The organism is Tsukamurella sp. PLM1, from assembly GCF_023168325.1.
GTDB lineage: Bacteria > Actinomycetota > Actinomycetes > Mycobacteriales > Mycobacteriaceae > Tsukamurella.
Genome location: NZ_AP025688.1, coordinates 179,186 through 198,048 on the forward strand (window position 1 = coordinate 179,186; position 18,863 = coordinate 198,048).

Annotated in this window: 19 protein-coding genes and 2 pseudogenes; 10 read left to right on the top strand and 11 right to left on the bottom strand. The window is 71.8% G+C overall.

Annotated features, from left to right (window positions below; genetic code table 11):
• Position 1 precedes the first annotated feature (1 nt).
• The 5 genes and pseudogenes from MTP03_RS00935 to MTP03_RS00960 form a co-directional block, all read right to left on the bottom strand.
• Entirely contained in the window at positions 2 to 832 is an 831-nt protein-coding gene (locus MTP03_RS00935; RefSeq protein ID WP_248492370.1) for a S1 family peptidase, read from the bottom strand.
• A gap of 2 nt (positions 833 to 834) precedes the next feature.
• Positions 835 to 1,691: pseudogene (locus MTP03_RS00940) on the bottom strand (P1 family peptidase).
• Positions 1,692 to 1,735: 44 nt separating this feature from the next.
• Positions 1,736 to 2,122, bottom strand: a complete 387-nt coding sequence (locus MTP03_RS00950) for a DUF5313 family protein (RefSeq protein ID WP_248490182.1) — start codon at positions 2,120 to 2,122, stop codon at positions 1,736 to 1,738.
• Complete coding sequence (locus MTP03_RS00955; RefSeq protein ID WP_248490183.1) at positions 2,119 to 2,577, bottom strand: MarR family winged helix-turn-helix transcriptional regulator; 459 nt, start codon at positions 2,575 to 2,577, stop codon at positions 2,119 to 2,121. Before MTP03_RS00955 ends, MTP03_RS00950 begins: the two co-directional genes overlap by 4 nt.
• Before the next feature lie 43 nt (positions 2,578 to 2,620).
• A complete protein-coding gene (locus tag MTP03_RS00960) occupies positions 2,621 to 5,002 on the bottom strand; it encodes an ATP-dependent DNA ligase (protein WP_371820841.1) in 2,382 nt (793 codons plus the stop codon).
• 90 nt (positions 5,003 to 5,092) lie between these two features.
• On the opposite strand from MTP03_RS00960, the gene MTP03_RS00965 reads away from it, so the two are divergent.
• A complete protein-coding gene (locus MTP03_RS00965; protein WP_248490184.1) occupies positions 5,093 to 5,905 on the top strand; it encodes a Ku protein in 813 nt (270 codons plus the stop codon).
• A gap of 69 nt (positions 5,906 to 5,974) precedes the next feature.
• Here MTP03_RS00965 and MTP03_RS00970 read toward each other — a convergent pair.
• Positions 5,975 to 7,253, bottom strand: a pseudogene (locus MTP03_RS00970) (condensation domain-containing protein); the annotation flags it as partial.
• Positions 7,254 to 7,305: 52 nt separating this feature from the next.
• Between MTP03_RS00970 and MTP03_RS00975 the strand changes: the two are divergent.
• A complete protein-coding gene (locus tag MTP03_RS00975) occupies positions 7,306 to 8,079 on the top strand; it encodes an alpha/beta fold hydrolase (RefSeq protein WP_248490185.1) in 774 nt (257 codons plus the stop codon).
• Here MTP03_RS00975 and MTP03_RS00980 read toward each other — a convergent pair.
• Positions 7,982 to 8,734: a DMT family transporter gene (locus MTP03_RS00980; protein WP_248490186.1), complete on the bottom strand. Its 753-nt coding sequence runs from the start codon at positions 8,732 to 8,734 to the stop codon at positions 7,982 to 7,984. The genes MTP03_RS00975 and MTP03_RS00980 overlap by 98 nt on opposite strands.
• Positions 8,626 to 8,937, bottom strand: a complete 312-nt coding sequence (locus MTP03_RS00985; protein WP_248490187.1) for a DMT family transporter — start codon at positions 8,935 to 8,937, stop codon at positions 8,626 to 8,628. Before MTP03_RS00985 ends, MTP03_RS00980 begins: the two co-directional genes overlap by 109 nt.
• Positions 8,938 to 9,020: 83 nt before the next feature.
• Here MTP03_RS00985 and MTP03_RS00990 point away from each other — a divergent pair, with 83 nt between their 5' ends.
• From MTP03_RS00990 to MTP03_RS01005, 4 genes are all read left to right on the top strand, one after another.
• On the top strand, positions 9,021 to 9,944 hold the full coding sequence (locus tag MTP03_RS00990) for a LysR family transcriptional regulator (protein WP_248490188.1): 924 nt from the start codon (positions 9,021 to 9,023) through the stop codon (positions 9,942 to 9,944).
• A gap of 63 nt (positions 9,945 to 10,007) precedes the next feature.
• Positions 10,008 to 10,373, top strand: coding sequence for a VOC family protein (locus MTP03_RS00995; protein WP_248490189.1), 366 nt, complete (start codon positions 10,008 to 10,010; stop codon positions 10,371 to 10,373).
• A 288-nt stretch (positions 10,374 to 10,661) separates the two neighbouring features.
• The gene (locus MTP03_RS01000; RefSeq protein ID WP_248490190.1) at positions 10,662 to 12,071 is read left to right on the top strand and encodes an MFS transporter; all 1,410 of its coding nucleotides are present in this window, start codon (positions 10,662 to 10,664) and stop codon (positions 12,069 to 12,071) included.
• 71 nt (positions 12,072 to 12,142) lie between these two features.
• Positions 12,143 to 12,406, top strand: coding sequence for a helix-turn-helix domain-containing protein (locus tag MTP03_RS01005; RefSeq protein WP_248490191.1), 264 nt, complete (start codon positions 12,143 to 12,145; stop codon positions 12,404 to 12,406).
• A 14-nt stretch (positions 12,407 to 12,420) separates the two neighbouring features.
• Here the strand turns inward: MTP03_RS01005 and MTP03_RS01010 are convergent, their stop codons facing one another.
• On the bottom strand, positions 12,421 to 13,530 hold the full coding sequence (locus tag MTP03_RS01010; RefSeq protein ID WP_248490192.1) for an adenylate/guanylate cyclase domain-containing protein: 1,110 nt from the start codon (positions 13,528 to 13,530) through the stop codon (positions 12,421 to 12,423).
• 31 nt (positions 13,531 to 13,561) lie between these two features.
• On the opposite strand from MTP03_RS01010, the gene MTP03_RS01015 reads away from it, so the two are divergent.
• From MTP03_RS01015 to MTP03_RS01030, 4 genes are all read left to right on the top strand, one after another.
• Positions 13,562 to 14,938 carry an L-serine ammonia-lyase gene (locus MTP03_RS01015; protein WP_248490193.1) on the top strand — a complete coding sequence of 459 codons (1,377 nt, stop codon included), beginning with the start codon at positions 13,562 to 13,564 and terminating at the stop codon, positions 14,936 to 14,938.
• A 240-nt stretch (positions 14,939 to 15,178) separates the two neighbouring features.
• Positions 15,179 to 15,373, top strand: a complete 195-nt coding sequence (locus MTP03_RS01020; RefSeq protein ID WP_248490194.1) for a hypothetical protein — start codon at positions 15,179 to 15,181, stop codon at positions 15,371 to 15,373.
• Complete coding sequence (locus MTP03_RS01025) at positions 15,370 to 15,603, top strand: hypothetical protein (RefSeq protein WP_248492344.1); 234 nt, start codon at positions 15,370 to 15,372, stop codon at positions 15,601 to 15,603. Before MTP03_RS01020 ends, MTP03_RS01025 begins: the two co-directional genes overlap by 4 nt.
• On the top strand, positions 15,600 to 16,757 hold the full coding sequence (locus MTP03_RS01030; protein WP_248490195.1) for a winged helix-turn-helix domain-containing protein: 1,158 nt from the start codon (positions 15,600 to 15,602) through the stop codon (positions 16,755 to 16,757). Before MTP03_RS01025 ends, MTP03_RS01030 begins: the two co-directional genes overlap by 4 nt.
• On the opposite strand, the gene MTP03_RS01035 is transcribed toward MTP03_RS01030, so the two are convergent.
• A complete protein-coding gene (locus tag MTP03_RS01035) occupies positions 16,745 to 17,155 on the bottom strand; it encodes a MerR family transcriptional regulator (protein WP_248490196.1) in 411 nt (136 codons plus the stop codon). The genes MTP03_RS01030 and MTP03_RS01035 overlap by 13 nt on opposite strands.
• 9 nt (positions 17,156 to 17,164) lie before the next feature.
• Positions 17,165 to 18,670: a SulP family inorganic anion transporter gene (locus MTP03_RS01040; RefSeq protein ID WP_248490197.1), complete on the bottom strand. Its 1,506-nt coding sequence runs from the start codon at positions 18,668 to 18,670 to the stop codon at positions 17,165 to 17,167.
• Between the last annotated feature and the right edge of the window lie 193 nt (positions 18,671 to 18,863).

Below are 18,863 nucleotides of genomic sequence, written 5' to 3' on the forward strand. Positions count from 1 at the left end.
GTCAGCGCGTCCCCATCAGGGTGATCCGGTTCGCCGTCATGTCGTCGGCGATGAGTGTGCCGGTGCCGCCGCCGGTTCCAGTGCCGTCCGTGCGGGTGTGCACGCTGTTGACCACGCCGACGGCGGTGAAGGAACCGTCGGGCCACTTCGCGTACACCGGGCCGCCCGAGTCCCCCTCGATGGCGGGGATGCCGGCCCAGGTGACCCGGGACCGGTCCACGGAGTCGAGGACGCCGCAGTGGCGGCCCGTGCGGGCGCCCACGATGCAGATCTCGGGACGGCCGGCGCGTAGCTCCTCCGCGGTGCTGTACCCGGTGACCTTGCCGATCGCCGCGGCCTCGGGGCGCACGTTCTCGCCCTGCACCTGGATGATCGCGATGTCCTGGCCCCGTGCGGTTCTCGTGGCCTTGATGTACTCGCCGAACGGCACGTTGCGGCCGCCGGAGGTGAGATAGCGGGCCACGGGCGTCACCGTCGGCCGCGCCTGCCGCGCGAGTTCCGCGCAGTGGCCGGCCGTGAACGCGACGACCTGGCCGCCGGGGTAGCGCCCGAAGAAGCCGAGCGTGCACACGCTCGCGTAGACGCCGAACGGGTCGGCGTACGTGGTGATCCCGGCCCCGGTGGTGGGCAGCGGCGCCACCGCGGCCGGGCGCTCGGGCGCGACCACGGGGTACGGGGACACGATCGGCGTGGTCACCACCACCGTGGAGGGCGACGGTGCCTCCGGCACCACCCGGTCGTCCTGTTGGATCACCTCGCATCCGGCGAGCAGCGTTGCCGCGGCGACCCCCGTGAGAACGCCCGCGGTCGAGGCAGGATGGCGGCGACGCACCGTCAGGCCCGCGACCGGATGGCGTCGGCGACCGCGGTGATCGCGAGCGCCCGGACGACGTCGACCTTCGCCTCCACGGCGCCGGTCGCGGCCGAGATGAAGGCGTCGCCGTCGAAGCGGGTGTGCGGCGGGTCGATCGCGCGGGCGAGGCCGTCGTGCGCGCCCTGCGCGAGGATCAGGCACTCGATCTTGGTGAGCTTCGCGTTGGTGATCACCACGCCGATCGTGGTGTTCTGCCGGTTGCCGCCGAAGGGCTCGTAATCGCCGAAATCGGCGGGACCGGCCTCGCCGGTGAGGATGTCGCCGAAGGCGTTCACGGCGCACAGCGCGCCCACGACGATCTCGCCCGCGCGGACCTCGGCGTACGCGAGGCCGGCGTCGTGCAGGTTCTCCAGGCCGCGGGCCTTGCCCGTGGTGGCGCCGGTGCCGGCGCCGATGAGGCCGTGCAGCTCGGCGTCGGCGCTCGCGGAAGCCGCTGCCGCGTAGCCGTTCTCGGCGGTCGGGCGGACCGTCGGATCGCCGACCATGAGGTCGAACAGGCCCAGGGTGGGGACGATGGGTACGCGGCCGGCGACGGTCTCGACGCCCCGGCCCTCCTCCTCGAGGCGGCGCATCACCCCGTCGGCGCTGGCGAGGCCGAAGGCGGAGCCCCGGTGAGCACGGCGGCGTGGATCTCCTCGACGGAGCGCTCGGGGGAGAGCAGGTCGAACTCGCGGGAAGCGGGGGCGCCGCCGCGCACCTCCCCGGACCCGACGGTCCCGTCGGGGAAGGTCACGACGGTGCAGCCGGTGCGCGCGGCCGCGTCGGTGAAGTGGCCGACGCGGACGCCGGGGACGGTCACGCTCTGAACGACGGGCATGTCCCCAGGCTACGACGGTGCCGCCCGGCGCGGGTGCCGGCGGGTCAGGCGCGGGTGGGGGCGTACGCGGCCTCGTACGCGGCGCGCGTCGCGTCGCGTCGCTGGGCCACGGCGGGGTTCTCCAGCTCGGGGTCGAGGCCGTTCTTCTCCAGCCGGCGGGCGCGATTGGGGCGCATGTAGGCGGCGTTGTAGAAGGCGGCGAGCAGCGCGCCGAGCAACACCGTGGCGCCGCGCAGCGCCAGTGGGCCGGGGAGCAGCATGAGCAGCGCGTACACCGGGAGCACCGCGAACTGGCCGCGGATCAGGTGTCGCGCCGCCCAGGTGCGCCGGGTCAGGGTGCGGCGCACCCATTCCCGGTTCCGCTCCGGCAGCGATCCGGTGTAGACCCAGGCGAGGTAATGCAGGGGATCGGGACGGTGGACGGCGTTCATCGGGACTCCTTCAATGCGCCTGCGGCGAGCGCTTTGGCGTTGACGGTGGTGAGCACGCGGTGCAGGTCCTCGAGTTCGTCGAGGCTCGCGCCTAGGGCCTCGATCACGGCGGGCGGCACGGCGAGGGCCTGTTCGCGCAGGTCGCGGCCGGCAGCGGTGAGCTCGACGTCGATCCGGCGCTCGTCGTCGGCGGCGCGGCCGCGGGTCACGAGGCCCTGGGTCTCGAGCCGCTTGAGCAGCGGGCTCAGCGTGGGCGAATCCAGCTGCAGCGCCTCGGCGATCCCCTTCACCGACCGCGGCGACTCCTCCCACAGCGCCAGCATCACGAGGTACTGGGGGTGGGTGAGGCCCATGGGCGCCAGGATCGGCCGGTACACCGACAGCACCGCGCGGTTGGCGACGGCCAGCGCGAAGCACACCTGGCGTTCCAGGGAGAGCGGATCGGGGTCTGTCATGCCGCGACGTTAGCAGATTAGTAGTGCACGAATCAATAGTGCACTAACTATTCCGTGGGGCCCTCCCACGGCGCCTCGTCGGCGGAGGGCAGATCGCCGGGGAGCAGGTCGCGCCGGAACCCCGCCAGCTGGGTTGCCGCAGGTGGCCGCCCCGGCGCAGCGACGAGTACCGCACGTCGCCGATCACCTTCGGCAGCACCCAGACCGCGTCGCGCGCCTCCGGATCGTCGATCGGGGCGGTGAACGGGGAGCGGCGCATGCGCAGCGGCTCCAGCTCCTCGGCCAGCGCGGCCAGGTCGCGGTCGCTGAACCCCGACCCCACCGACCCCAGGTAGACGAGCCCCGTCTCCGCGGGCAGGCCCACGAGCACCGAGCCGATCCCGTTCGCCCGCGAGCCCTTGCCGGGCTTCCAGCCGCCGATCGCGACCTGGAGGTCGCGCCAGTTCTTGTGCTTGAGCCAGGCGCGCACCCGCTGCCCCGGCAGGTACGGCGAATCCCGCCGCTTCGCGATGATCCCCTCCCAGCCGCGCGCCGCGCTGAGCGCCGCGGCCTCGGCTCCGGTCATCGCGTCGACGAGCGGCGGCACGCTCACCGCCGTGTCGTGCTCGAGCAGCGGCGCAAGGCCTTCCAGCACCTGGCGGCGCACCGTCCACGGGCGCTTCGTCAGGTCGACGCCGTTGAGCGACAGCACGTCGAAGAGGTACAGCCGCACCGCGCCGGACCGGGTCTCGCCGCCCGCCATCAGGTGGAACGACGGTACGCCGTCCGGGTCGAGCACCACCGCCTCGCCGTCGAGCACCACGTCCATCCCGTCGAGATCGGCGGCGAGCGACTCGAACTCGGGGAACTCGCCGGTCACCGTGCGGCCCGAGCGGGTGCGCAGGGAGACGGTGCCGCCGCGCACCGTCGCGATCATGCGGTAGCCGTCCCACTTGCCCTCGAAGGCCCAGTCCGCGGCGGGGAGCCCGTCGATCCCGGATTCCGTCGGCAGCATGGGATCCGGCGCGAGGCCGGCGGCGGGCTTGGCGGGCGCGGACTTGTCCTTGGTGAGGTGCGCCAGCCAGTTCTTGTCGCCGGTACGGATCAGCGCGTACCGTTTGCCCTGCAGCCGATTCCCGTGCAGCGTCACGATCACCTCGTTCGAGCGCCACTTCTCCAGCTCGTAGGTGCCGTGGTCCCAGATGGTCACGTCGCCGCCGCCGTACTCGCCCCGGGGGATGCTGCCCTCGAAGGCCGCGTAGTCCATCGGGTGGTCCTCGGTGCGGACGGCGAGGTGATTGATGTCGGGGTCGTCGGGGAGGTTCTTCGGCACGGCCCAGGAGGCGAGCACCCCGTCGTGCTCCAGGCGGAAGTCGTAGTGCAGGCGCCGCGCGTGGTGCTCCTGGATGACGAAGATCGGATCGCCGGTCGACGGTGCGCCGCCGAAGGGCTCGGGCGTCTTCCGCGCGTCGCGCTTGGCGCGGTACTCGCCGAGGTCGACGGGCTCGGGCGGCGGCGCCGACGGCGCCTCGGCACCGTCCGGCCGGGCGGCGGCACCGTCGAGCCCGGCGAGGAGGTCGCCGTCGGCCAGGGCGCGCGCGAGGACCTCGCCGAACTCGAGCTGGCGCAGGCCGGGGCGGGCGAGCTCGTCCCAGGTGCGCGGCGCGGCGACCCACGGATGGTCCCGTCCGCGCAGCGAGTACGGCGCGACGGTGGTCTTGGACGCGCTGTTCTGCGACCAGTCGACGAAGACGCGGCCGCCCCGCTGGACCTTCGCCATCGACGCGGTGACCAGCTCGGGCGATTCGGCCTCCAGCTGCGAGGCGATGGCGTGCGCGACCGTGCGCGCCCCGTTCGCCGAGATGCCGCCGGGCAGGGGCGCGTAGACGTGCAGCCCCTTCGACCCGCTGGTCACGGGGTAGCCGTCCATGTCCATCGCGGCGAGCAATTCGCGGATGCGCAGCGCGAGCGCGGCGCAGTCGTCGAGGGTGACGACGGGGCCGGGATCGAGGTCGAGCACGAGGCGGTTCGGCGGTCCGGGGACCTCCGGGCGGTCGGGGTCGGCGTCGTCGGGCACGAACGCCCACTGCGGGACGTGCAGCTCCAGCGCGGCCTGCTGGCCCAGCCACACCATGCCGGCGGCGTTGTCGATGACCGGGTACTGGGACTCGCCGTCGGAGTGGAACTGGCTGCCGCGGCGGATCCACGCGGGCGCGTGGCTCGGCAACCGTTTCTCGAAGAACGCGGTCTTGTCCACGCCGTTGGGCCAGCGCTTGCGGGTGAGCGGCCGGTCGTGCAGGTGGGGGAGCGCGAACGGCGCGATGGCCTGGAAGTAGTCGATGACCTCGGCCTTCGTGGTGCCCGTGGCGGGGTAGAGCACTTTGTCGAGGTTGGTCAGCTGCACGCCGACGCCGTCGACCTCACGGTTCTCCCGGATCTGCGCCACGGGCCCATTATCGGGCCCCGCGCCCGCAGTGGGGAGGAACGTCCCGCTCGCGCCCTCGCTAAATGACTCCTCACCAGTCACAATGGTCACATGCGCGCGATATGGACGGGTGAGCTGTCGTTCGGGCTCGTGAACGTGCCCGTGAAGGTGTACTCCGCGATCGAGAGCCACGACGCGAAGTCGCACCAGGTGGACTCGAAGGACGGGGTCCGCATCCGGTACAAGCGCGTGCGCGAGGGCACCGACGACGAGGTGGAGTTCGCGAACATCGCGAACGCCTACGAGGCCGACGGCGGCGAGACGGTGGTCCTCTCGAAGGAGGACATCAAGTCGATGCCGGTGGAGAAGCACCGGGAGATCGCGGTCACCGAGTTCGTGCCGCGCGAGGACGTCGACCCGATCATGTTCGACAAGCCGTACTTCCTGGAGCCCTCGTCGAAGTCGCCCAAGGCGTACGTGCTGCTGCGGCAGGCGCTGCAGGAGACCGACCGGCTCGCGATCTGCACGTTCACGCTGCGCAACCGCACGCGGCTGTGCGCGCTGCGGGTGGTCGGCAACGTCATGGTGCTGCAGACCCTGCTCTGGCCCGACGAGGTGCGTACGCCCGAGTTCCCGGCGCTCACCGAGGACGTGAAGATCCGCCCGCAGGAGCTCGCGATGGCCGCCTCGCTGATCGACTCGATGGCGACCGACTTCGACCCCGAGCAGTACGAGGACGACTACCAGGTGCAGCTGCGCCAGCTCATCGAGGCGAAGGCCACGGGCGGCACCGCATTCCCCGAGGCCCCCGAGGAGGAGTCCGAGGACGACGAGGTCGCGGACCTGCTCGCTGCGCTCAAGGCGTCGGTGAAGAACCGCGAGGCGCAGGCCGAGAAGCCGGCCCGCAAACGCGCCGCGAGCTGACCGGGTCGGGCTGGGGCGCCGGCCGGCGCGGGTCCCTCGGCCCGACGGTGCCGCCGGGCGGCGGTGCTACCGGGCGCGGGTCTGCAGTTCGCGCACCACCGCGTCGAGCCAGCCGCCGACGGATTCTCGCGCCGCGAGGGTGTCGGGGTAGCGGCAGCGCAGGTGCAGGCCCGCCTCGTCGAGGATGAACCAGAGCATCACGCCGTCGGTGTCGATGGTGGCGCCCACGTACTGCGCGTCGAGCCGGGTGGCGTCGATCCGCACGGGCAGGCGGCGCAGGTCCAGCCAGGAGATCGCGAACATGCCGGGCGCCTCCGGCATGCCGCCCCACTCGGCGAGCACGTCCCGCAGCGGCCAGGACCCGAGCCGCACGGCCTCCTTCACCGCCTCCGCCGCGGCGGCGGGATCCCGGACCGCGAGTCCAGTACCGAGTTGGTGATGAACCAGCCCACCGAGTCGTGCCAGGTGTCGTCGTACCGGCTGTGCACGGGGAACACGGCCCGCAGCGGCACCCCGGCGAGGTCCAGTGTCACCGCCGTCATCGCGGCGACGGTCATCGAGAGCGTCGAGACGCCCGCCGCCCGGGCCGCGTCCCCGAACGCGGAGACCTGCGCCGGGGCGAGCACGTCGCGCACCTCCACGCGTTCCACGTACGGCTCGGGCGCGCCGAGCGGCAGCGGGAACCGCGGCATCACCCCGCCGCTGGCGCGGAGGATCTCGGCCCATCGACGACGCACGTCGTCCGGCGCCGGCGGACGTGCGGCGAGTGCACGGGTGTGATCGGCGAAGGGCGGCACCGGGTCCCACGCCGGCGCCCGGCCGTCGAGTGCGGCGTCCAGCGCCGCCAACAGATCGCGCGCGATCACCAGCATCGACCACATGTCGGTGTGCGAATGGTCGGCCGCCACGATCACCGTCGGTCCTGCCGCGGTCTCCAGGACGCAGAGCCGGTGCGCCGGACGGCGATACGGGGAGCAGGCGTCGTCGAGCACGCTCCGCAGCGCGTCGCCCACCGCCTGCCCCGGCCCGATCTCGTGCTCCACCCAGTTCCCCGGGCGCACCGAGATCTCGTGCAACGACGGCCCGTCGGGCCGGGGCGGAACGCGGTGCGCAGCGCGCCGTGCCGCGCGATCACCGCGAGCCAGGCCGCGGCGAGCTGCTCGCGTGGCACCGGGTCGGGGAGCCGGAACGACAGTGCCATCCACGAACCCGGCCGGTCCCCGCCGCCCACGTGCCGCGCCTGATCGAAGGACACGGGCAGGGCTTCGCCGGGCTCCGACGCCGCGACGTCGTAGCCGTACAGCCGGCCGAACGGCAGGCGCAGGTGGGCGACGTTGGTCAGGCGCATGGGCGGTACCCTAGCCCTCCAACGAACCCTCCGCGCGGCGAGAGAAGGCCGGATGACCAGCTTCGACGTCCCGGGCGCCCGGCTCGCCGTCGAGTACAGCGACGAGCACGGCCGTCCCGTCGTGCAGCTGCACGGCCTCACCTCCAGCCGCGCCCGCGACCGGGTCCTCGACCTCGACCTGGGGCGCGGCCTCAGCGGCACGCGGCTGCTGCGCTACGACGCCCGTGGACACGGATCCTCCACGGGCCGAGCGATTCCGGGCGATTACCGGTGGCCGAACCTCGCCGACGACCTGCTGCGGCTCCTCGACCACTGGTTCCCCGGGGAGCGGGTGCACGGCGTCGGGCCGTCGATGGGCACCGGCACACTGCTGCACGCCGCCGTGCGCGAGCCGGAACGGTTCAGCGGGCTCACCCTCATGGTGCCGCCGACCGCGTGGGAGACGCGCGTCGCGAAGGCCGCCGAATACCGCGCCGCCGCAACGACGATCGAGGAGCGCGGGCTGGAGGCGTTCCTCGCCGTGGGGGAGGGCGCCGCGCCGCCTCCGGCCACCGTCGAACACCCGCCGACGCGGCCCGACGTCCCCGAATCGCTCCTGCCCTCGCTCTTCCGCGGCGCCGCCGCGAGCGATCTCCCCGCGCTGGGGGAGATCGCCCGCATCGACGTGCCCGTCACCGTCCTGGCCTGGATCGACGATCCGGCGCACCCGGTCTCGACGGCCGAAGCGCTCAGCAGGACGCTCCCGCGGGCGACGATGTCGGTCGCGCGGACTCCGCAGGACGTGCGGGGGTGGCCGTCGGTCCTGTGCCGGGAGGTCGCGGGGTGAGCCGCGAGACCGCCACGCCGACCAGGCACAGGACGCCGCCCAGCAGGCCCCACGCGGTGGGCGTCTCCGCCAGGAAGGCCCAGCTCAGCAGGATGGACAGGCCCGGCACCGCGTACGACGACGAGGCCGTGACCCCCGCGGACGTGTGCGCGAGCGCATAGGCCCACAGCAGGAAGGCGAGCGCGGTGGGCACGAGGCCCAGGTACACGATCCCGACGGTGCTCGACGTGGGCGCGGCCGCCAGCTCGTCGAACAGGCGTGGGACCCACGGCAGCAGGACGACGGCGCCGGTGATCGCGCCGAGCGCGGTCGCGGTGAGCGGATCGACGGTGCGCAGCACCAGCTTCTGGGCGACCACGCTGATCCCGTAGAGCAGGGCGGCGGCGACCGCCAGCGCCACGCCGGCACCGTCGCGCCGGCCGTCGCCGGTGAAGGCGATGATCGCGGCCCCGGCGAAGCTGATCGCGATGCCCACCACCAGCAGCGGCGGGAAGCCCTCCTGCAGGAAGGCGCCGGCCAGCACCGCGACGATGATCGGTGCGATGTTCACCAGCAGCGCCGTGGTGCCGGCGTCGAGGTGCTGCTCCGCCGCGTTGACCAGCACGGTGTACAGCGCGAACCATAGGGCGCCGTACCCGACGGTGAGCGCGAGCATCCGCCCGCGAGGCAGCCGGACACCCCGTTGTACAGGGCGTTCATGCCCCAGATCACGGTGAGCACGGCGGCGCCCACCAGGAGGCGTCCCTCCGCCATCGCCACCGGCGAGACGTGCGCGCCCAGGGAGCGGATCACCACGAACGCCGACGCCCAGGCGAGCATCGTCGCGACCAGGGCCAGGGCGGGGAGTTGTTTCGTCATGCCTTTCACGGTGCGCGTGGCTCGACATAAGCACAAGCGAACGTTTCTGCATTACGATTCAGTAAGACTGAATGGAGAGAACCATGCTCGACGCGCACCGACTCATGATCTTCCGTTCCGTCGCGGCCACGGGCTCCGTCGCCGCCGCGGCGGCCAGCCTCGGATACACGCCGTCGGCGGTGTCGCAGCACGTCGCGGCCCTGCAGCGGGAGACGGGTCTCAAGCTGCTGGAAAGGGTGGGGCGAGGTGTCGAACTCACTCCCGCCGGCCGGGTGCTGGCCGGCGAGGCCGACGGTGTGCTGGAGCAGCTCAACGCGCTCGGGGCCACCGTCGACGACCTGCGGGCCGGCAAGGCGAACCGGATCACCATGAACGTGTTCGCGACGGCGGGCACGCACTGGATGCCGGCGGTCGTGCAGACCCTGGCCGCCGAGTTCCCCGACACGCGCCTGCGGCTGCGGATCGAGGACGAGGTGAACGAGATCGCCGCCCGGCGGCCGGACATCGCCGTCGCCGTGCGGCAGGAGCACGCGCAGACCACCGCGGTGCAGGGCTACTCGCACGAGGACCTGGTGGTGGAGTCCTACGTGGCAGTGGTGCCGGCGGAGCACGAGTTCGCCGGTCGCGCGCTGGTGGACATGGCCGAGCTGGAGCACGAGCGCTGGATCGACAACGACGTGCGGCGGGGTGCGTGCCGGCAGGCGGTGCTCGACGCCTGCGCCGCAGCGGGGTTCATGCCGCGGTTCGTGGTCGAGACCACCGACTACCCGTCCGCGCTGCGGTTCGTGGCGCGGGACGTCGGCGTCACCGTGCTGCCGCGCCTCGGGGCCACCGAGCTGCCGCCGGGCACCGTCGCCGTCGACGTGTGCAACCCCGCGCCGCGGCGCACGATCGTGGCCTACGTCAAGGACTCCGAGTGCCGGAACCCCGTGGTGCGTCGCGCGATGCACCTGCTCCGCGAGGCGGCCGCGCCCGATTTCGCGAAGCGCCCCATGAATATGACATGAGATGTCATATTCAGCTGTCACCGTTGTTGCCGAACCGATTTCCGCAACGACGAGAGGTATCTCATGCGCGCACCCAACCTGTTCCTGATCTACGTCTCCGACGCCGAGCGTTCGACGCGCTTCTACTCGGACCTGTTCGAGATGGAGCCCGTCTTCGTCTCGCCCTTCTACGTCGCGTACGAGGTCGCGGACGGGGTCCTGTTCGCGCTGTGGAGCCGCCGCCGGGACGTCGTCACGCCGGAGGTGCCGCGCCTGTCCGAGGTAGGGCTCATGGTGCCGGGGGCCGCGGAGGCGATCGACGAGCTGCACACCGCGTGGACGGCGAAGGGCCACACCGTGGTGGAGGACATCCACGACGACGTCTTCGGCCGCACCTTCGTGATCGCCGACCCCGACGGCAACCACGTGCGGGTCTCCCCGGTCGACTGACGTCGCGACCCCGGCGAGGGCCGCGAGCACGAGCGACCACCCGAGCAGCGGGGACGCTGCTGCATCGCTCCGGTCGCCAGGATCCGTCCCGACGGCGAGTGCCTCGAACGCGTCAGGAACGAGATCAGCGCGAACGGACCCCGGCCGGAATCACCGCACTCCGGCGGCGGGCCGGTGCGGAGCGGGCGGACGGGATCGTCATGTCACGGACGCTCATACCTCGACCGAGGTTGATGGCAAGTGGAAAAACCGGTTGATCCCGGGCGCGGATCGGCGCACCGTTGAGGGATGCCCACCGATCCCGCCGCGCGCTCTCGTGTGCCCCGCATACTGCGGCCGCTGCTGCGCAGGAACTACCGGTTCCTGTTCGTCACGCTGCTGTGCGCGCTGATCGCGGACGGCATGTGGATGATCGCGATGGTGTGGCAGGTGATCCGCATGGGCGGCTCGCCCACCAGCGTGTCGGTGGTCTCCGGCGGTGCCGCGGCGGGCCTGCTCGTCTCCACGCTCGCGGGCGGCGTGCTCGCCGATCGGCTACCGCAGCAACGCATCCTGTTCGTGCTCGAGGTGCTCAACGCGGTCGTGATCGGCGGCGTCGGCGTCCTGGTGCTGGCGGAGGCGATCACCGTCCCGATGATGCTGGGAGCGACGTTCGCGCTGGGCCTGGTCTCGGGGTTCTACTTCCCCGCGTACTCGGCGCTCGTGCCGCGACTCGTGTCGCCGGGCGAGTTGCTGGCCGTCAACGGCTACGAGTCGGCGGTGCGCCCCGCCGCGTCGATGGCGGTGGGCCCGGCGATCGCCGGTGGGCTCATCGCCGCGGCCTCGCCGGGGCTCGCGCTCGTGGTCGCCGGCCTGCTGCCGGTGGTGGGGGCGATCTCCGTCGCCCTCATCCGCCTCGAGGACGACGGTGCCGAGCCGGCCGGGGAGCCGGGCCACCCGTTGCGCGAGCTGTGGGAGGGCGTCCAGTACGTGCGCCGCACCCCGTGGCTGCTCGCGACGCTGCTGTTCGCGAGCCTGCTGGTGCTGCTCGTGGCCGGCCCGCTCGACGTGCTGCTGCCGTTCGCCATCAAGGACCACGCGGGCGGCGGACCGTCGGACCACTCGATGATCCTCGCCGCGTACGGCTTCGGCGGAGTCGCGGGTGCGCTGTTCATGGCGTCGCGGAAGCTGCCGCGCCGATACCTCACGGTGATGATGTGCCTGTGGGGCGTCGGCGCGCTGCCGCTCGCCGTGTACGGGACGGCGACGAACGTGCTGGTCATGGTGGTCGCGGGCTTCGCGCTCGGCGTGGTCTTCGAGGCGCCGGTGGTGATCTGGGGGACGCTGCTGCAGCGCCGGGTGCCGCGCCGCCTGCTGGGGCGCGTGTCCAGCCTGGACTTCTTCGTCTCGCTCGTGTTCATGCCGCTGTCGCTCGCTCTGGCCGGCCCGGTGAGCCACCTGATCGGGCTGACGACCACGTTCGTGCTGGCCGCGATCCTGCCCATTCCGTTCGCCGCCGCCGCGATCCTCTGGGCCCGGATGGGACCCGACGAACTCGCGCACCCGCTCGGCGACGACGACACCGAAGACGCCGCGGAGGACGGTGCGCCGGAGGACGGGGGCACCGTCGAACCCGGGAACGGGCGGGGCGCGCCGGACCGCGACGCGCCGGTTACGCCCACCGTGAACGCTCCGCCGCACGAGCGCACCGTCGGATAGGCTCGTGCGCATGACGAGCGGGGTGGCGAGTATCGAGACGCACGAGCCGGTGGAGGCTCCCGTCCCGCCGCGTGCCGCTGCTGCGCGAGGTGTTCGGCCGGGTGCTGCGGCAGGAGCGCACGCGGCAGGGTCGCACGCTTGCCGAGGTCGCGCGGGAGGCGGGCGTCTCCACGCAGTACCTCTCCGAGGTCGAGCGCGGGCGCAAGGAGGCCTCGTCGGAGGTCCTCGCCAGCGTGTGCGACGCGCTGGGCGGCTCGATGATCGAGTTCGTCGGCGGCGTGCACCGCGAGCTGCTGGGAGCGCGCCCTCGCCCGGTCGCCCTCGCCGCGGCCTGAGGCCGGCGGGTCCGCTACTTCTTCTTGCTCTTCTCGACGGGCTGCGCATCGGTCTCGACGGCTTCCTCCGCGGCCGCCGCTTCTGCTGCCGCCGCTTCTGCTGCCGCCGCTTCTGCGGCTTCGGCCTCCATCGCGGCGACGGCGTCCTTGCTGTACCGCAACAGGTGCGGGTGCACCGCGCGAAAGCCGCGGGCACGGTACGCGCGCAGGCTCTTCGTTCCGAGGTCGGGGGCCTCGGCGACGGCCTGGGTGAAGTTGTCGTCGATCAGCACCGTGCCCGGCCGGGCGGCGCTGGTCAGGCGCGCGGCCAGGTTCACCACACTGCCGAACAGGTCGCCGTAGCGCTGCAGCACCTCGCCGTACGCCATTCCGACCCGCAGCTGGGGGAACTCGATCTCGATGGCGTCGAGCTCGGGGTACTCGTGCGGCGCCTGCAGTTCGAGCGCGATGCGGGCCGCGGCGGCGGGTTCCTCGGCGGCGAACATCACCTCGTCGCCGACGCCCTTGATGATCCATCCGCCGCCCCCGTAGATCACCGACTGCATGCGGGCCTCGAAGGTGGCGACCAGCGTGTTCAGCTCCTCGACCGCCAGGCCGCGGCTCAGGCGGGTGTAGCCCACCATGTCGGCGAAGCCGACGGCCATGCGGGCGGTGAGCGCGTCCGTGTCCTCCAGGGTCACGATCCGCTGCAGAGCGGTGGCCAGATGTCGGCGCCAGATGTGCGCCTGCAGGTTCTCCATCCGGTCGATCACCTTCGCAGCGCCGCCCAGCGGGTCCTTGATGCCGGCGTCGTCGGCCGCGTCGAGGTACTGCTTGACCATCCCCGACTGCCACTCCGCGAGCCGGTACATCGCCTGGCCGAGGGACTGCGCCGCGGGTACCACGTCCTGGGACTCGACGGCCCCGCTGTGATACAGCTCGGCGAGGTCCTTGACGATGGCCACGTCGTCGCGAGTGAACGCCTTCTGGTCGTCGTCGCGCAGGTCCGCGAAGCCCGCGGAGGTCCACCAGACGCGCAGGTCCTCCACGTCGATGCCGCCCTGCTCGGCTAGCTCGCGGAACGTGTACTTCCGTTTACCGGGGAGTAGCAGCGCGTCGATGTCGAGTTCTCCGGCGTCGCCCATACGTCCACTGTATGGGGCCTAGGCTGGAGACGTGACCATCAGTGTGTTCGACCTGTTCTCGGTGGGTATCGGCCCGTCGAGCTCGCACACCGTGGGACCGATGCGAGCGGGCGCGGACTTCGCAGACGAGCTGCGGTCCGCCACGCCGACGGTGCGCGCGGTCCACGTCGATCTCTACGGCTCGCTCGCGGCGACCGGGCGCGGGCACGGGACGTTCACTGCGGTGCTGTTGGGGCTCGAGGGCAACCGCCCGGAGACGGTGGATCCGGACTACGTCGACAAGCGCGGCGCGGAGATCGAGGCCACCCGGCGGATCCGCTTCGCCGGGGCGACCGACGTGCCGCTCTGCACCGAGCAGATCGTGCTGCATCCGCTCACCGTGCTGCCCCGGCACACCAACGCGATCCGGTTCCGGGTGGAGCTGGCGGATGGCGGCACGCACGAGGCCGTCTATTACTCCGTGGGCGGCGGTTTCGTGGAGCGCGAGTCGGGTGCCGCCACTGTGAACCCGCTCGCCGGGACGCGCGGAGTCCCGCACGACTTCGACACCGCCTCCGGGCTGCTGCAGCTCTGCCCCCGGACGGGGCTGACCGTGCCGCAGCTGATGCTGGAGAACGAGATCGCGCTGCACGGCGGACCGTCGGACATCGCGGAACGCGAGGTGCGTGACGGGCTGCTGCACATCTGGTCGGTGATGCGGGCGTGCATTGAGCGCGGGTTCCGGGCCGAGGGCGTGCTGCCCGGCGGGTTGGGGGTCAAGCGGCGCGCGCCGGGGCTGTACCGCCGGCTCATCGAGTCCGACGGTGCCGATGCCATGGACTGGCTGAACGTGGCCGCGATGGCGGTGAACGAGGAGAACGCGTGCGGCGGGCGGATCGTGACGGCCCCGACGAACGGCGCGGCGGGGATCGTGCCGTCGGTGCTGTACTACGCGCTGCGGTTCCGGTCCTCGCTGGCCGCGCGGCGCGACGAGGTGATCTGCGACTACCTACTGACCGCCGCCGCGATCGCGGTGCTCTACAAGAAGCGGGCGTCCATCTCCGGCGCTGAGGTGGGCTGCCAGGGCGAGGTGGGCTCCGCGTGCTCGATGGCGGCCGGTGCGCTGGCGCAGATCATGGGCGCCACGCCCGCGCAGGTGGAGAACGCCGCCGAGATCGGCATCGAGCACAACCTGGGCCTGACCTGCGACCCGATCGGCGGGCTCGTGCAGATCCCCTGCATCGAGCGCAACGCCATCGCGTCCGTGAAGGCAGTGAACGCCGCCCGCATCGCGCTGCACGGCGACGGCACGCACCGCGTCTCGCTGGATCAGGCCATCGAGACCATGCGCCAGACCGGCGCCGACATGCTCTCGAAGTACAAGGAGACCTCCCTCGGCGGGTTGGCGGTGAACGTCCCCGAATGCTGAGGGTGCCCGCTCCCTGTAGGGACGTGGTGTCCCCGGCGTGAGCGTGATGCCCGCTCCCTGTAGGGGCGTGGTGTCCCCGGCGGATTTTGGTCTCCCCCAGCTGCAGTTGGGGGGACGCCGGCTGTAGTCGGGGGCGCCGGCTCCCTATAGGGAGCGGTGGCGCGCGGGGACGCGGGTGCAGGACGCCGGCTCCCCATAGGGTGCGGAAGCAACGGGACGGGGCGACGGAAGTTGTCATACGTGGTCGCTAGGGTGGCGGGCATGGACGTGCTGACGGTGGCGGCGGTGTGTTTCCGGGACCAGACCGGGCGGGTGCTCACGGTGCGCAAGCGGGGTACTGATGCGTTCATGCTGCCCGGCGGCAAGCTGGAGCCGGGGAGGCCGCGATCGACTGCGCGGTTCGCGAGATCGACGAGGAGCTCGGCGTCGCGCTGACGACGGCCGACCTCACGCACTTGGTGTCGTGGCGCGGCCCCGCCGCGAACGAGGCGAACACCGATATCGAGTCCACCGTGTTCGCCACGGAGCTGAGGGTGGAGCCGCGTGCTGCGGCCGAGATCGCCGAGGCCCGCTGGATCGACCCCGCTGACCACGGCGGCGTGACCATCGCCCCCATGCTGGAGCTGTACCTCTTCCCGCGGCTGGCGGGCGCGCCGAGCGCATGAGGATCAGCCAGCCCCAGGCGCGGCGGATCGCCCTCGCGGCACAGGGTTTCGAGTCCGGCTTCGCCGGCACATCCACACCCACGATGCGCCAGGTCCAGAAGACGATCGACCGCCTCAAGCTGATCCAGATCGACAGCGTCAACGTGGTCGCCCGCAGCCAGTACCTGCCGGTCTTCGCGCGCCTCGGCGACTACGACACCGCCCTGCTCGACCGAGCCCGCGACAAGAACCCGCGGCGGCTCGTCGAGGCGTGGGCGCACGAGGCGTCGCTGGTGCCTCCCGAGACCTGGCCGCTGCTGCGGCACCGTCGGACCGCGGACCGGGTGGCGCAGCGGTTCGCGGGTTACGACTCCCGACACCCCGGCCAACTGGACCGGCTGCGCGGCGCGCTCGCCGAGCTGCCGCCGCTCACCGCCCGCGCGCTCGAGGCGCACCTGGAGCACGAGCAGGTGGTGGAGAAGACGCACTGGGGCTGGAACTGGTCGTCGGTGAAGGAGGGGCTGGAGGTGCTCTTCCAAGCGGGCGAGGTCACCAGCGCCGGCCGCACCAGCCAGTTCGAGCGGCTGTACGCCCTCACTCCGACGGTACTCGGGGACCTCGCCGAGCACGAGGTGTCCGACGAGGACGCGTTCGTCGAGCTGATCCGGCAGTCGGCGAAGGCGCACGGCATCGGGACGCTGCGGTGCCTGCGCGACTACTTCCGACTCTCGACGGCGCAGGCTGCGCCCGCCGTCGAGAAGCTCGTCGAGACCGGCGAACTCGTGCCGGTGGAGGCCGACTGGTGGCCGGGCACCGTCTATCTGCATGCGGAGGCCAAGCGCCCGCGGGCGATCGCGGTGCGGGCGCTGCTCTCGCCGTTCGATCCCGTTGTCTGGCAGCGCGAGCGGGCGGAGGCGCTGTTCGACTTCCGCTACCGCATCGAGATCTACACGCCGAAACACAAACGCGTACATGGCTACTACGTGCTGCCGTTCGTCTTCGGCGACCGCATCGTGGCCCGCTGTGACGTGAAGGCGGATCGCGCCGCGGGCGAGCTCCTGATCCACTCCACCACGTGGGAACCCGGCGGTCGCGACGTGGAAGCGGAAGCGGCGCTGGAGAAGACCGTCGCCGAGATGGCCGGCTGGCTGGGGCTCGAGGGCTACCGGCTCTGACCGGCGAGGCCGCTCAGGGTGTCGGCGAACTCCTCCGCGATCCGCAGTTGCGTCCGCAGTTCCGAGCAGCGCTGCTGTGCCGCCGCGGAGCACTGATCGACGAAGGTGGCGGCGTCGGCCCGCACCTCGGACGGTGACGCCGGGTCGGCGAGCGTGTCGAGCGCGGCGAGCAGGTCCCGCATCTGCTCGAGCGAGAAGCCGAGGGGCTTCATCCGGCGGATGACCAGGAGGCGCTCGACGTCGGCTGAGGTGTACAGGCGGAACCCACCGGGGCTGCGCTCGGAGGGCTCGACCAGCCCCACCTCGTCGTAGTGCCGGATGGTCTTCAGCGACAGCCCCGTCGCCTCCGCGACCTGGCCGATCTGCAGCAGCCTGCCGCCTTCCGTCTCGTCAGCCATGACGCGAGCCTAATGCCCGCCGCCCAGGTGGCCGCTGAGCCGGTCGTGCCGTTCCGCCGAGGCCGGGTTGAGCCCGACGAACTCGACCTCCTTGCCCTTGCCGCGGTACTTGGTCTCGATCGCGTCGAGCGCCGCGACGGTGGAGGCGTCCCACACGTGCGTGCCCGAGAGATCGACGACCACGCGCGCGGGGTCGTTTGCGTAGTCGAATTGGTAGACCAGGTCGTTGCTGGAGGCGAAGAACAACTCCCCGCGCACGTGGTAGGTGCGCGTGGTCGCGTCGTCGGAGTCGGCGGCCGTCACCTCGGTGAAGTGGGCGACCCGGCGGACGAACAGCAACGTCGCGACGATGACGCCGCCGATGACACCGTAGGCGAGGTTGTGGGTGGCGACGGTGATCGCGACGGTGACCACCATGACGGCGGTCTCGCTGCGCGGCATGCGGCGCAACGTCGCCGGCGCGATGCTGTGCCAGTCGAAGGTGCCGACCGCGACCATCACCATGACCGCGACCAGGGCGGCCATCGGGATCTGCGCCACGAGGTCGCCGAGGCCCACGACGAGGATCAGGAGGAAGACGCCGGCGAGGAAGGTGGAGATCCGGGTGCGCGCACCGGAACTCTTGACGTTGATCATGGTCTGGCCGATCATCGCGCAGCCACCCATCCCGCCGAAGAAGCCGGTGACGACGTTGGCGACGCCCTGCCCCCAGCCCTCGCGGGTCTTATCGGAGTGCGTATCGGTGATGTCGTCCACGAGCTTGGCGGTCATCAAGGACTCCAGGAGCCCGACGAGCGCCACCGCCAGCGCGTACGGTGCGATGAGGCCGAGGGTGTTCAGGGTGTACGGGATATCGGGGATCAGCCACTGCGGCAGCGTGTTCGGGAGTTCCCCCTCGTCGCCGACGCTCGGCACTCCCAGGCCGAAACCCATCGTGACGACGGTGAGCAGCACGATCGCCACCAGTGGCGCCGGCACCGCGGTGGTCAGCCTCGGCAGGCCGACCAGAACGACCAGACCCGCCGCGATCATCGGATACACCTGCCACGGCACGTCGGTCATGTGCGGGAGCTGGGCGAGGAAGATCAGGATGGCCAGCGCGTTGACGAAACCGATCATCACCGACCGGGGGACGAACCGCATCAACCTGGCGACGCCCAGCGCGCTGAGCAGGACCTGGAGTACGCCGGCGAGGATCACGGTGGCCAGCAGGTGATCCAGCCCGTGCTCGCGCGCGATCGGTGCGACGACGAGCGCCACCGCGCCGGTGGCGGCGGAGATCATCGCCGGCCTGCCGCCGACGACGGCGATCGTGACGGCCATGGTGAACGATGCGAAGAGGCCGACTCGCGGATCGACGCCGGCGATGATCGAGAACGAGATCGCCTCCGGGATCAGCGCCAGCGCCACGACGAGGCCGGCGAGCGACTCCGTCTTGAGGCGCCTCGGGCTCCGCAGCGCGGCGGCGACGTCGCTTCCCCGAATCACCTGCGGCACGCCTGTTTGTCGAGACATCGAGATCCGAACCCTCCGAGTGTGGTGTGCGCAGCGCGGCCGAGCCCGGTTGCGGGTCATCGCGGCGGTGCGCGACTCCGCGCGAACCGGACCAGACTCTACCCTCCCGTAAGGGGATTTGCAAGTCGGACGGTGAACCGCCTCCGCCCGGATGTACCGGATCACGGTTGCGCTGTGACAAAATGATCGGATG

Excerpts from the sequence above, each read along its gene's own strand:
- MTP03_RS01000 (WP_248490190.1), top strand. The coding sequence starts at position 10,662 with ATGCCCACCGATCCCGCCGCGCGCTCTCGTGTGCCCCGCATACTGCGG.
- MTP03_RS01035 (WP_248490196.1), bottom strand. The coding sequence starts at position 17,155 with ATGGCTGACGAGACGGAAGGCGGCAGGCTGCTGCAGATCGGCCAGGTC.
- MTP03_RS00990 (WP_248490188.1), top strand. The coding sequence starts at position 9,021 with ATGCTCGACGCGCACCGACTCATGATCTTCCGTTCCGTCGCGGCCACG.
- MTP03_RS00995 (WP_248490189.1), top strand. The coding sequence starts at position 10,008 with ATGCGCGCACCCAACCTGTTCCTGATCTACGTCTCCGACGCCGAGCGT.
- MTP03_RS00965 (WP_248490184.1), top strand. The coding sequence starts at position 5,093 with ATGCGCGCGATATGGACGGGTGAGCTGTCGTTCGGGCTCGTGAACGTG.
- MTP03_RS00980 (WP_248490186.1), bottom strand. The coding sequence starts at position 8,734 with ATGCTCGCGCTCACCGTCGGGTACGGCGCCCTATGGTTCGCGCTGTAC.
- MTP03_RS01040 (WP_248490197.1), bottom strand. The coding sequence starts at position 18,670 with ATGTCTCGACAAACAGGCGTGCCGCAGGTGATTCGGGGAAGCGACGTC.
- MTP03_RS00950 (WP_248490182.1), bottom strand. The coding sequence starts at position 2,122 with ATGAACGCCGTCCACCGTCCCGATCCCCTGCATTACCTCGCCTGGGTC.
- MTP03_RS00975 (WP_248490185.1), top strand. The coding sequence starts at position 7,306 with ATGACCAGCTTCGACGTCCCGGGCGCCCGGCTCGCCGTCGAGTACAGC.
- MTP03_RS00985 (WP_248490187.1), bottom strand. The coding sequence starts at position 8,937 with ATGACGAAACAACTCCCCGCCCTGGCCCTGGTCGCGACGATGCTCGCC.
- MTP03_RS01010 (WP_248490192.1), bottom strand. The coding sequence starts at position 13,530 with ATGGGCGACGCCGGAGAACTCGACATCGACGCGCTGCTACTCCCCGGT.
- MTP03_RS01030 (WP_248490195.1), top strand. The coding sequence starts at position 15,600 with ATGAGGATCAGCCAGCCCCAGGCGCGGCGGATCGCCCTCGCGGCACAG.
- MTP03_RS00955 (WP_248490183.1), bottom strand. The coding sequence starts at position 2,577 with ATGACAGACCCCGATCCGCTCTCCCTGGAACGCCAGGTGTGCTTCGCG.